Origin of the sequence: Rhodococcus sp. IEGM 1366 (genome assembly GCF_033142425.1) — a bacterium.
Lineage (GTDB): Bacteria > Actinomycetota > Actinomycetes > Mycobacteriales > Mycobacteriaceae > Rhodococcus_F > Rhodococcus_F globerula.
Genome location: NZ_JAWLRZ010000003.1, coordinates 563,163 through 575,578 on the forward strand (window position 1 = coordinate 563,163; position 12,416 = coordinate 575,578).

At 60.8% G+C, this 12,416-nt stretch carries 13 protein-coding genes; 7 read left to right on the forward strand and 6 right to left on the reverse strand.

The window, feature by feature from the left end; translation table 11 throughout:
- Positions 1–3: 3 nt before the first annotated feature.
- Genes R4P64_RS12360 through R4P64_RS12370 form a run of 3 tightly spaced genes read left to right on the forward strand, consistent with a single transcriptional unit; the run spans position 4 to position 3,751 of the window.
- Positions 4–1,293: a sulfotransferase gene (locus R4P64_RS12360; protein WP_317821002.1), complete on the forward strand. Its 1,290-nt coding sequence runs from the start codon at positions 4–6 to the stop codon at positions 1,291–1,293.
- A complete protein-coding gene (locus tag R4P64_RS12365) occupies positions 1,290–2,588 on the forward strand; it encodes an alkyl sulfatase dimerization domain-containing protein (protein WP_317821004.1) in 1,299 nt (432 codons plus the stop codon). The genes R4P64_RS12360 and R4P64_RS12365 overlap by 4 nt, the downstream gene beginning before the upstream one ends.
- Positions 2,585–3,751: an NADH:flavin oxidoreductase gene (locus R4P64_RS12370; protein WP_116104157.1), complete on the forward strand. Its 1,167-nt coding sequence runs from the start codon at positions 2,585–2,587 to the stop codon at positions 3,749–3,751. Before R4P64_RS12365 ends, R4P64_RS12370 begins: the two co-directional genes overlap by 4 nt.
- A 49-nt stretch (positions 3,752–3,800) precedes the next feature.
- On the opposite strand, the gene R4P64_RS12375 is transcribed toward R4P64_RS12370, so the two are convergent.
- The 3 genes from R4P64_RS12375 to R4P64_RS12385 form a co-directional block, all read right to left on the reverse strand.
- Positions 3,801–4,430: a DsbA family protein gene (locus R4P64_RS12375; RefSeq protein WP_245005902.1), complete on the reverse strand. Its 630-nt coding sequence runs from the start codon at positions 4,428–4,430 to the stop codon at positions 3,801–3,803.
- A gap of 70 nt (positions 4,431–4,500) precedes the next feature.
- Positions 4,501–5,154, reverse strand: coding sequence for a response regulator (locus tag R4P64_RS12380; RefSeq protein WP_033236385.1), 654 nt, complete (start codon positions 5,152–5,154; stop codon positions 4,501–4,503).
- 35 nt (positions 5,155–5,189) lie between these two features.
- Positions 5,190–6,404 carry a sensor histidine kinase gene (locus tag R4P64_RS12385; protein WP_317821006.1) on the reverse strand — a complete coding sequence of 405 codons (1,215 nt, stop codon included), beginning with the start codon at positions 6,402–6,404 and terminating at the stop codon, positions 5,190–5,192.
- Between the two features lie 165 nt (positions 6,405–6,569).
- Between R4P64_RS12385 and R4P64_RS12390 the strand changes: the two genes are divergently transcribed.
- Both R4P64_RS12390 and R4P64_RS12395 read left to right on the forward strand, forming a co-directional pair.
- Positions 6,570–7,085, forward strand: coding sequence for a DUF4352 domain-containing protein (locus R4P64_RS12390; protein WP_317542780.1), 516 nt, complete (start codon positions 6,570–6,572; stop codon positions 7,083–7,085).
- A complete protein-coding gene (locus R4P64_RS12395; protein WP_045068321.1) occupies positions 7,082–7,558 on the forward strand; it encodes a hypothetical protein in 477 nt (158 codons plus the stop codon). Before R4P64_RS12390 ends, R4P64_RS12395 begins: the two co-directional genes overlap by 4 nt.
- Here the strand turns inward: R4P64_RS12395 and R4P64_RS12400 are convergent.
- Positions 7,533–7,967 carry an OsmC family protein gene (locus R4P64_RS12400; RefSeq protein WP_317821009.1) on the reverse strand — a complete coding sequence of 145 codons (435 nt, stop codon included), beginning with the start codon at positions 7,965–7,967 and terminating at the stop codon, positions 7,533–7,535. The two genes, R4P64_RS12395 and R4P64_RS12400, sit on opposite strands and share 26 nt — an antisense overlap.
- Before the next feature lie 63 nt (positions 7,968–8,030).
- Positions 8,031–9,242, reverse strand: coding sequence for a TetR/AcrR family transcriptional regulator (locus R4P64_RS12405; RefSeq protein WP_317821011.1), 1,212 nt, complete (start codon positions 9,240–9,242; stop codon positions 8,031–8,033).
- A gap of 242 nt (positions 9,243–9,484) precedes the next feature.
- On the opposite strand from R4P64_RS12405, the gene R4P64_RS12410 reads away from it, so the two are divergent.
- Entirely contained in the window at positions 9,485–10,261 is a 777-nt protein-coding gene (locus tag R4P64_RS12410; protein WP_033236383.1) for an enoyl-CoA hydratase, read from the forward strand.
- Positions 10,262–10,278: 17 nt separating this feature from the next.
- Positions 10,279–11,868, forward strand: coding sequence for a fatty-acid--CoA ligase FadD5 (gene fadD5 / locus R4P64_RS12415; RefSeq protein WP_317821012.1), 1,590 nt, complete (start codon positions 10,279–10,281; stop codon positions 11,866–11,868).
- 68 nt (positions 11,869–11,936) lie between these two features.
- Here fadD5 and R4P64_RS12420 read toward each other — a convergent pair whose 3' ends face one another.
- Positions 11,937–12,416, reverse strand: coding sequence for a nucleoside deaminase (locus R4P64_RS12420; RefSeq protein ID WP_045068315.1), 480 nt, complete (start codon positions 12,414–12,416; stop codon positions 11,937–11,939).

The window sequence follows — 12,416 nt, forward strand, 5'->3', positions numbered from 1 at the left end:
TCGATGCCGTCGTCCACCGCGCAACCTGAAGCAACCTCACCGAAACGCGTGCGCATCACCGACCTCCGTTACCCCGTACTCACCGAATCCCAGCAACAGACGTGGGCCTACGCCGAAGCGAACCCGATAACCCTGTCCGTGGACAGCGTTCTCTCCGCCGCGCGAGAACAAACAGGCCTCGGCGATTTCGGTCCTGACGACTTCCGCGAGCGACTGGCGTTGTGGCTCGACGAGATCGACGCCGACCCCAATCGGTCACCGGTCTCCCGGATGGTTACCCACTCGGCATGCACCCGCTACGCGGCCAACCGACTTCGAGTACTGGATGTCCTGCGTCGCCACCCCGAGATTCACGACGAGGAGATCGTGGCTCCCATCATCGTTGTGGGACTGCCGCGTTCGGGTACCACGCATCTCCTGAACCTCATGTCGGCTGATTCCCGTTTCCGGTCGCTGCCGCTCTGGGAAAGTCAGGAACCCGTCCCCTTCGCGGGTGACGAACTCGGCGTGGACGGCGTCGACCCGAGATTGCTTCGGAGCCAAGAACGTTGGAACCAGATGCAGGCCAAGAGCCCTCTGGTGGCAGCAATGCATCCGATGACCCCGGAACATATTCACGAGGAACTCGAACTCGAAAGCCTCGATTTCTCGAGTTACAACTTCGAGTGGATGTCGTCGATGGCACCTCGCTGGCGCGACTACTACCTCGCCCACGATCAGCGTCCACACTACGACTTCATCAAGACGATGCTCAAACTCCTTCAGTGGCAACGTGGTCCGAACCGTTGGATCCTCAAGTGCCCGCAGCACCTCGAGCAACTCGGTCCACTCATGGACACCTTTCCCGATGCCACGGTCGTCATGACACACCGCGATCCTGTGTCGGTAGTCCAGTCTGCAGCGACGATGGTCGGCTACGGCGCCCGGATGAACTTCCTGAAAGTCGATCTGGATGCGGTGTGCGACTACTGGATCGACCGCGTCAGCCGGTTGCTCGATGCGGGAACCCGCGATCTCGCCCTGATCCCCGACGAGCGGCGAGTGGATGTGCACTTCGACCAATTCATGGCGAACGACATCGGAACTGTCGAGCACATCTACAACCGCGCCGGCCTCGAGATGACCGAGCAGGCGCGAGGAGAGATCAGCGCGTACATGTCCAGTCACAAACGCGGTTCGGGCGGTCAGGTTGTCTACGACCTGCGAGCAGACTTCGGCCGAGAACCGGCCGAACTGCGCACTCGATTTGCCAACTATTTTGACGCATTCCCAGTGAAAGTAGAGGTTCTGTGAACCAGCACATCTCCGACCAAGTCGACAATCTGATCGCACAACGACCGGGAAAGACCCTGCTCGAACCCGAGTACACCGACGAAGCGATCAAGATCAACGACTTCATCTACCGCAGCGGCGGCACCAGCTCGGCGTACATGATCGTCACACCGGCCGGCCGGATCATCGTCAACACCGGCTGCGGGTTCGAAGGACCGCATCATCGAAAGCTGTTCGACGACATCTACTCCGGGCCGACCAGGTACATCATCACCACCCAAGGCCATACCGACCACGTCGGTGGAGTGCACGCCTTTCGTGAGCCGGGCGCCGTCTACGTGGCAAACGAACTGAACCAGGCCGTACAACTCGACGATGCGCGCGTCATCAAGCGGATGCGTCAATGGGCACCCGTATGGTTCGGCCGGGACGCCGACACCGTCGCCCGCTTTGCCGCAGAATTCCCATCCGTGTCCAATGCACAGGACGAGCCGGTCCCGGATCTCACTTTCACAGACTGTCTCGACCTCACGGTCGGCGGACTGGATGTCGAATTACATTCCGGTGTAGGCGAAACAGTCGACGGCGCAATGGTGTGGCTTCCGCAGCATCGCATCGCGATGATCAGCAATCTGCTCGGCCCTCTCTTCGGCCACTTCCCCAATCTCAATACCGTTCGCGGACAACGATACCGCTTTGTCGAGCCGTACCTGAAGACAATTCGCACGCTGCGTGATCTGCGTCCGCAGACACTGATCACCGGCCGCGGCGAGCCCATCGAGGGCGAAGAACTCATCGACGCCGTCTTGAAACGGATGTACGACGCCGTCGACTACGTTCACCGCACGACGCTCTCCGGAATCAACGCGGGTAAGTCCGTCGAATCACTGATGCGCGAAATCGCCTTGCCGCCACACCTTTACGTTGGACAGGGCTACGGTCAGGTCAAGTGGGGAGTCAAGACCATCTGGGAAACCTACCTGGGATGGTTCCATCACGACTCCACCACAGCGCTCTACGATCTGCCCCGAACGAAGACTCTGGCTGATCTCGTCGAACTGGCCGGAGTGGAGCGTGCAATCGAACTCGCCGAAACGAGACTCGCCGAAGGAGCAGTGGTCGAGGCCACCGCGCTGTCCGAGGCTGCTCTCGCATTCGAGCCCGATAACGGACCTGCTACCCGCGTCCTCCTGGCCTGCCACCGGGAACTGCTGACACAGCCGTCCACCGAGGCGAACTTCTGGGAATCCGGGTGGCTGGCACACCAGATCAAGAAGCTCGAAGCAGCTGTCGCAGAGTTGGATACGAGCCGATGACCACGCTAGAGGCCTTCGCGCCTGCGAAGTTGGGACCGGCGACGCTCCGGAACCGAATCATCAAATCGGCCACGTTCGAGGGAATGACACCCAAAGGTGTGGTCACCGACGAACTGATCGACTTTCATCGCAAGTTCGCTGCCGGCGGCGTCGGTATGACAACAGTGGCCTACTGCGCCGTCGCACCGGAGGGTCGTACTTCCGCAGGGCAGCTTCAGTGGACCGAGGAAACCGCACCCGGGTTACGTCGGCTGACCGACGCGATTCACGCCGAAGGCGCGGCCGTCTCCGCACAGATCGGCCATGCGGGTGCCGTCGCAAACCCGAAATCAAACGGCCACAAGGCAATTACATCGAGTAGACACTTTCACCTGACAACCCTCAGCTTCGCCGAAGCCGCCTCCGAGGCAGACATCGATCGGATCGTCGAGGCCCACGCCCACGCTGCCAAAGCCGCCACCGAAGCAGGGTTCGACGCCATCGAACTGCATTTCGGTCACGGTTACCTCATCAGTTCATTCCTGAGCCCAAAACTGAACCACCGCAACGATTCCTACGGCGGAAGCCTGGAGAATCGGGCACGCTTCGCGCGTCGAACCGCACGCGCCGTCCGAGACGCGGTCGGTACGAAAATCGCCGTGATCGCCAAGGTCAGCATGGATGACGGCGTGCCTGGTGGATTCTGGCTCGAAGAGGCAATCACAGTTGTGCGCTGGCTCGAAGAAGATGGAACCCTGGACGGGGTGGTCCTCACAGCCGGAAGCTCACTCGAGAACCCCCTCTACACGTTCCGAGGTGACGCACCGCTACGGGAATTCGGGGCACTCATGCCGCAGCCACAGAAGCTGGGAATCAAACTGGTGGGAAAGCACTTCCTGCGCACCTACCCGTACACCGACGCCTACCTACTCGATCACGCGCGCCAGATCCGCGACGCAGTAGACCTCCCGCTGGTGTTGCTCGGCGGAATCACGGGCAAGGAATCGATCGACCTCGCCATGCGTGAGGGATTCGAGTTCGTCCAAATGGGCCGCGCACTGCTCAGCGACCCGAACTTGATCAAGACGATCGAGGAAGAAGGTCACGGGCAGACGCTCTGCATTCACTGCAACAAATGTATTACCACGATCTACGGGGGAACTCGCTGCGTATTGCGGCCGTGACCCATCCCTGACAGCGCCTCTGCGCACGCGCTGTCAGGGATGTTCGCTGTCAGGCCGGCTCGGAAGCCTGCGTGAGCAGCTGCAGGAACACCTCTTCGGGCTGAGCGCCGGACACAGCGACCGCACGGTTGGCGACGAAGAACGGAACGCCGCTGACCTGGAGCTGGCGGGCCATGGACAGATCCTCGCGCACTGACTCGGCGGCGGCATCGGAGTTGAGCTGCTCACGCACGGTGTCCGCGTCGAGGCCGACGCTCACAGCCAGATCTACCAGCACCTCACGATCGTCGATCACCTTTCCGTCGCTGAAGTGAGCCTTGAACAGTGCTTCGAGGAGTTCGTTCTGTCGCTCACCGGCGAGATGTAGCAGTCTGTGCGCATCAAAAGTGTTGGCGGCGATCACGGTGTCGAAGTCCAGGGTCAATCCGACCTCGGCGGCCGTCGCGCTCACATGCGAGAACATCTGGCGTACCTGATCAGGCGCCATTCCCTTCATCTCGACCAAGGCGTCGAGTTCCGTGCGGCCCTCTCCCACCGGAGTCTCCGGTGCAAGCTGGTACGAGCGCCAGATGACGTTGACGCGGTCCTTGTTCTCGAAACGATCCAGGGCCGAGAGGAACCTGGTCTTTCCGATGTAGCACCACGGACAAGCAACGTCCGACCACACTTCGATGGTCACGTCTTGGTCAATCACGATTTGATCAGTCACCGAAGGTGCAACAACAGCAGCGGCGAGATTAGTCCTTACATCACACGACGAGACCGCACCGGTACGCAACCAACGATGCACGCACCCGATTGTTCACTCCGAGTTTCGAGAACAACGACGAGACGTGCGATTTGATCGTTGTTTCACCGAGGTACATACGCTCCGCGATTTCACCGTTTCCCAGACCTGTGGCCAACTGCACCAGAACTTCGCGCTCACGGTCGGTGAGCACCGCCAACGCCGTCTGGTCCCGAACAGGTTCACGGGGAGTGGACTCGGCGATAGCCCGCAGAGAATCCCGGCTGAACAGCGCATGGTCGGATGCAACGACGCGCACGGCCTGCTGAAAGGCTTCGGGTGCAGCATCTTTCCGCATGAAGCTGTGCGCGCCGGCCTCGACCGCCTCGATCACCAGGCCGTCGACGTCGAAAGCCGTCATTGCGATGACCTTGGGAGGGTTGGGCATCAACATCAACTGGCGAGTTGCTTCCAAGCCCCCGACGCGGACCATTTTGAGGTCCATCAGTACGACGTGGGGACGAAATCGAGTGACCTTGGCTGGCACTTGGTCGCCGTCCTCGGCCTCTGCAACCACCACGATGTCGGGTGTGGCTTCGAGGATGTCCTTCATCCCGCGCCTCACCCAGGCGTCGTTGTCGACAATCAGCGTCGTCACCCGCGAGTCTGTGTTCATGGTGGGCTGAACACTACCGAGCGCCACCGACAAAATTATGCGAACCAGGGCACCCAGCAACTGACGAGGAAGTCCTCCCCCAGCGCGCCGGCCTCGACCTTGCCGCCGATCTCGCGTGCCTGCTCGGCCAATCCGCGGAGCCCCGAACGCGAACCGATCGACGTCATCGGAGGCAGATCGCTGAGCTTGTTGCGTGCCAGAATGCGAATTCCGTCATGCGGTGATCCAGTGACGGAAATGACGAGCATTTGATCGCTCGCGTATTTCTGAACATTGGTGAGCGCTTCCTGCACTACGCGATAACACACGTGACCAGCCAACATTCCCACGTCGCCCGGAAGCAGTTCCGATTCCAGACGGCAGTGAATGCCGGCCGCACGAGCACCGTTGACCAGATCACCGATCGCATCGATTCCCTGGTGCCCACCGTGCTCACGACGATCACCACTTCCCCTGAGCACTCCGACGATGCCCTTCAATTCGTCCAAAGCCTCGTGTGCGGTGGTTCGGATCATGGCTGCGGTATTGACGACCTTCTCCGGATTGTCTGCAGCACTGACTTGCAACCCGCCGGCAAACAACGAAATTCGACTCAAGCTGGCCGCGATAGTGTCGTGCATGTCGCGGGCGATCCGAGTGCGTTCCTCGGTGCGAATCATCTCGTCGCGCATCGCATCGGTCTGTTCCGTCGCCAGATCCCGCACGTGCTCGGCCTCGACGAGTTCGGTTTTGGTACGAACGAGAAGCGAGAGCGCCACCACGACGGCGACCATGACGGCTGCGACCAGCCATGGAATCCACAGCGCCAGGTCGTACTGCGCGAGCTCTGTGCCGTCCTTCGGCGCAGCAGTTCCGATCGTCAGCACCGAAAACTCGCGATCCCGAAAGGCGTCGTAGGTCAACGAGATTCCACATGCGACGTACACGACGGCGCCCGCGACCGCCAATTGATTTCCGCGGGCGATTCGAGCAACTGCAAACAAAGCGATGAGCGCCGCCGTGGCATCTGTCGGAAAAAACAGAGGACCGACCAGCGTGATCGCCAGAACTGCCCAGGGACGTTGACGCCGCCACACCAGCGATATCCCACCAGCCGCGCCGAGAACAAAGCCGATTCCGACCAGCACCGGTGGCACATTTCCCGACGAGCCGGCGATAGTCGCCGTCATGATCGAGCAGAAAATGCTGAATGCGACGGCGACGGTTGTCCATACGCGTCGTCGCACTGCAGTTCCTCGGGTGGTGATCACCGAGTAAGCGTATAGACCACCACCGACTCCTCGAATCAGCCGATTGGACCACCACGCGTGCAAACAACGACCGAAAGGAGGAGATCACCCGATCTTTCGGCTGACGCGAAAGGCATCCCGGACATCGTTGACTAGTGCCATACCCGCTCTCGAAAGGCACCCATCATGCGATCACTCCGCACTCCCCTCGCCGTCCTCGCCGTCGGCGCAGCCCTGTTCGCAACCATCGCGTCAGGCGAAACCGATGAAGCGAAGAAGGTCGACGACAACGGTTCGTCCGCCGCACCCGCTGCCGCTTTCGGTATCGGTGACGTCGTCGAACTCGGTGACTGGCGCGTTCAGGTACACGGCGTTGTCGATCCGTACGTCTCGACCAATCAGTTCATCACCGCTGATCCCGGAAACCGCTACGTCGTGGTTGACACCGAGGTCACCAACAACAGTGACAAGCCCGCCGCGGTGTCGTCGATGATGTGCTTCGAACTGCAGGACTCCGCAAACAAGTCGTACAACATCACGTTCACCGACAGCAGCACGTCGAGCGTCGACGGAGAGCTAGCGCCGGGTGCGGCCAAGCGCGGTGAATTGTCGTACGAGGTCCCCGAAGCCGCCACCGGTCTGCGTTTGCAGTTCAAGTGCGATCTGTTCTCGTCCGGCTCGGCAACCATCAACCTGTCGTGAGGCGTCCGGGCGATCTGCTGCTGAGTCCGTGGGCCCTGGTTTCGGTGGCGATCATTCTGATCAACGACCACGTGCTCAAGGACGCCTTCGGAAACACGATGACGGGCAAGCTGTCCGACATAGCCGGTGTGTTCCTGTTTCCACTGCTTCTGCTCTCGGTTCTCGAGGTGCCCAGACGCAGCCTGGTGGGGCGAGCAGCGATCGCCTGGTCCATCGCAGTCACGGGAATTGGCTTTGCCGCCGTGAAAATGGTTGCGCCGGTTGGCGACGCGTACGAGTGGGTGATCGGCTTTCTCCGTTGGGCCGCAGCAGGATTACGCGGAAACCTCTTGCCGATCCTCGTCGTCCGCGATCCTTCGGATCTGTGGGTGCTCCCGATACTGCTCGCGAGCTACCTGGTGATCAGAGGTGCTCGAGCGCCGAAAACGGCGCCCGAGCACGAGAAGATCAGTCCAGCGCTGCATCCAATGTGATGTCGACGCCTGTCAAAGCCTTACTGACCGGGCATGTTTCCTTTGCGGCCTGGGCCACCTTGGCAAAACCGTCGGCGTCGAGGCCGTCGACCTCGGCGCGAACGGTGAGCTTGATTCCGGTCAGCTTGAAGCCGACCGTGTCAGGGCCCAACGAGACATCCGCCGTGATGTCGAGGCTCTGCGGAGTTCCCCCGGCCTCGGCGATGAGCGCTGACAACTGCATCGCGTAGCAGGACGAATGTGCCGCGGCGATCAGTTCTTCTGGGCTGGTGGTTCCGCCGGCTTCCTCAGCTGCTCGTTTGGGGAACGACACGTCGAATGTCGCGACTCCGGAACTGGTGAGTTCCACCTGCCCCGATCCGGATTCCAAGGTGCCGTTCCAGGCAGTGCGTGCGGTACGATTTGGCATTGGGTGTCCCTACTTCCGTCTGCGGATTGTGTGAAACGCCTTGCCACTCGAACTTACCCGCGACTATCCGAGAAGTGTCACCGACAGAAGTGCCGCGACGCGTTCGGCTTCCGAGAATCGGACGACGCGGCCGACATCGAGAACCAGTCCCAGCGCCGCGTGAACAAGAAATCGAGCCGACGCGACAGTGAGCTCGGGCCGGGCGTCGACGCACAGGTGCGCCCACTCCTCGACATTGCGTCGCTGAATCTTTCGTAGTTCCTTGCCTGCATCGGCAGGGAGATTTCCGACTTCCGCGAAATAGACGGCAAGCAACTCACTCTGAGCAAAGAAGACGGCAACGTACAGCTCAGCAAGTGTGTGCACAGCCTGGCGCGGAGTCTCGGATTCTGCCAGGGCGGAGCCCAACGTGACGGTCAATTGTTCGGACGCCCGATGAAAGGCTGCGGCCAGTAGATCTGCCTTGCTCGGAAAATGCCGGTACACACTCGATGCGGTGATCCCGGCGGCGGCTCCGATTTCCTCGATGCTGACCTCGTGATACCCACGTTCATGGAAAAGCAGCACCGCTTCGTGAAGCAGCACTTCACGTTTCGATGTACGTTCGAGTCCTGGAATCGTATTGCCGCCTTGCAAAGGCGCTACCGACGAGACTCGCCGCGGGAGTTCCATATCGATCACAGACCAGCAGACGGAGAGCATCAAGGACTCGATCTGCTTGGGAGGCAACGCCGATCGATGCCCCGTGACACTACCGATCACACTCAGAATCGCGGCCGTGACGAGGTCGAGATCGGCACGACCGAGCTCCGGGCGGACCGCAGCCAACGGCTCTGACACCCGCAGGCGCAACGCCACCACCTCCAGGCGCAGGTTCTCGCGATCCACCTTCTCGAGGTAGCGGCCTTCCCAACGATAGAGCCCGCCCCGACGCCGATTCTCGAGGGTGACACCGATGACCGCGACCATGACGGCTTGCAACTGTTGCCGTGGATCGTCGCTCTCGCAGTGCGCGGAATCGGCCGCATCGAGCAGTGCCCGAGACAAGTTTTCGACCGCGTGAACGAACAGTGCGTATTTGGTGGGGAAATGGCGGTACAGCGCGGGGCCGGACACGCCGACGGCAGACGCTATGTCGTCGATACCCACCGCGTGGTACCCGCGCTCACTGAACGCCTCGGCTGCAACCGCCGCGATCTGAGCCTTGCGATTCTTCGGCCGCGTACGCGAAGTGGATTCATCGCCACGTGCGACGACGCGTGTCCGTCCGGGCATGAATCCCTCCATTCGTTTCACAGCTACCGTATCGGATTCTCCGAACACCCTTGACACTGCCACTCGAGGTGTTATGTTAACCGCTATTCGCACAATCTCGCAGATAGATTCACCACTGAAGAGACCCTCCTGCGGCACGAGTTACGGCCTACGCCAAGGGAACACATTTCGCCAGATCAACCGTGAGAAGGAAGCTGTGTGCTGATGATTCGCATGTGTTGTACCGTTTCCCCGAGTTCGTCATGACCTCGTCCACAGCGGGTCTCCTGACGGAACTCGACAACGGCATTCTGCGTTTGACCTTCAACCGCCCCGAACGCATGAACGCAGCCGACTTCGAGACCATGAAAAGTCTCATCGACGCTGTTACCGACGCCGGCGACAACCCGGATGTGCGCACCATCGTCATCACCGGAGCAGGCCGCGCCTTCTGTACGGGAGCAGACCTCGCAGCTATCACAACCAATCCGACAGATCCCCAGATCGTCATGGACACCGCAAACACCGTGATTCGCGCCATCACCAGCACCTCCGTGCCCGTGATCGCCGCAGTCAACGGGCCTGCCGCAGGTGTAGGCGTCTCCATCGCCCTCGCCGCAGACCTGACCTATGCTGCCGAAAGTGCCTACTTCCTCATGTCTTTCGTCAACATCGGACTGATGTCCGACGGCGGCGCCAGCGCATTGATTCCGGCAGCGATCGGCCGGGCGCGTGCAGCCGAGATGCTTCTGCTGGGTGAGCGTCTATCCGCCACAGATGCAGCGCAATTCGGGCTCGTCTCCAAAACCCTTCCCGACGATCAGTTCGCTGCACACATCGAGTCCGTCGCGAAGCGCACCAGCGCAGCGCCCCGTCGTGCTCTCCAACTCACCAAAGCCGCACTGAACGCCGCAACACTCGATCGCATCGACTCCGCTCTGGAACTCGAAAAGACCGGTCAAGCAGAACTTCTTGTCGGAGCCGACTTCGCCGAAGGCGCGACCGCAATGCTTCAGAAACGCGCACCCCACTTCAAGTGATTGAGAGGAAACAGTAGATGCCCTCCACCGATACAGCGTCCGAGGTACAGCGCCTGCGACGCACCAACTGGAACAATCAGGTTGCCCGCCACGCGCAGATGATCCCGGACCGCATCGCGCTGCGATTCCAGGGCGATTCCATCACCTGGAGCACGCTGAACGAGCGCGTCGAAAAACTGGCAGACGCGCTCTCCCGGCGCGGCGTCAGTTTTGGTGACCGCGTTCTGATCCTGATGCTCAACCGCCCCGAGTACCTCGAGATTGTTCTCGCGACCAATGCGTTGGGCGCGATCGCTGTCCCGGTGAACTTCCGACTGACCCCACCTGAGGTCGCCTACCTTGTCAACGACTCGGGCTCCAAAGTCATTGTCGCGGAGGGCCCGTTGGCTCCGTTGGCCGCCGCAGCCCGCGCAGCGTCCGAGGGCATCGACATCTCCATCACGGTGGGCGCACCCGCTGAGGGCGACAGCTTGAACTACGAGGACTTGATCAGCGAACCGGGTGAACCTCATGCATTGATCGACATCCCGGACGACACACCGGCTCTCATCATGTACACCTCGGGAACCACAGGACGCCCCAAAGGTTCCGTGCTCTCGCATTCCAATCTCTCGTCACAAGCGTTGACCTGCATTCGTGCCTTCCACCTGTTCAACGAGGATTCCATCGGCTTCTGTGCGTCGCCGATGTTCCACATCGCTGCCCTCGGTTCCATCGCCCCAAGCCTGCAACTGGGCACTACCACGGTGATCCACCCGGTTGGCGCATTCGACCCGGGTCAGCTTCTCGATATCCTCGAAGCCGAGAAGGTCACCAGCTTGTTCCTCGTGCCCGTGCAGTGGCAGGCGGTGTGTGCAGTTCAGAAAGCCCAACCTCGAGCCCTCTCGCTCAAGAACATTTCCTGGGGTGCCGCCCCGTCGTCGGACACGATCTTGCGGGCAATGGCCGAAACCTTCCCTGATGCGTTCAACGTCGCAGTCTTCGGGCAAACCGAAATGTCTCCCATCACTTGCGTACTCGACGGCGATGACGCCATCCGTAAGCTCGGTTCAGTCGGCCGGGTCATCCCCACCATCTCGGCTCGCATCGTCGACGAGAACATGGATGACGTGGCACCCGGCGAAATCGGGGAAATTGTCTACCGCGGACCCACAATGATGAGTGAGTACTGGAATAACCCCCAGGCCACCGCAGATGCCTTCCACGGCGGGTGGTTTCACTCCGGCGACCTGGTCCGCGTCGACGACGAAGGATTTGTGTACGTCGTCGACCGCAAGAAGGACATGATCATCTCCGGCGGTGAGAACATCTACTGCGCCGAGGTCGAGAACGTTCTGTACGAACACGAATTGATAGTCGAAGCCGCAGTCGTCGGGCGTCCCGACGCCAAGTGGGGCGAGGTACCGGTAGCGATCATCGCGATGACGCCAGGTTCAACCGTGGACCTGACCATCGAGGAGCTGAGCACCTTCCTCAATGATCGCCTGGCACGGTACAAGCACCCCAAGGACATCATCGTCGTGGAAGCCTTGCCGCGCAATGCAAGTGGCAAGGTAGTCAAGGGTGAACTGCGTGAACAGGCTCGGGCTGTAGACGTAGTGTCCTGAACGTCATGTCCTGAACGCCATAGAGCGGGCGGCATCTCGATCGTGAGGTGCCGCCCGTTTGCGTGTCGTCAGGCGCCGCGTGAGTGCAGCATGCGGTGCAGTTCGCGAACCTCATCGACCAGCTCCGGAACCGGCCCTTCCACCGGAAGATTCGGCGCAACCTCGTTGATCGAGAGGGATCGTACCGGCCCCGAGGCCACTCCCCACTCCGTAAGCCATTCACTCAACTGCGCAGACGAACACACGTACACGATCCGGCCCAATCCCACCCAGGCATGAGCAGCCGAACACATCGGACAATGCTCGCCGGAGGTGAATACCGTTGCCGTAGAGCGCTCTTCCGTCGTCAGATACTGCGCAGCCCACCGCGCCAACTCGAATTCCGGATGTCGTGTGCTGTCGCCTCCCGCAATTCGGTTTCGATCTTCCGCGAGGAAAGTCCCGTCAGCGGCAGCAAGTACCGATCCAAACGGTTCGTCGCCTTCGTCCAAGGCCTCTCGCGCCAATTCGACACAACGACGCAGATGGCCCATCTCGATCTCGTTCAT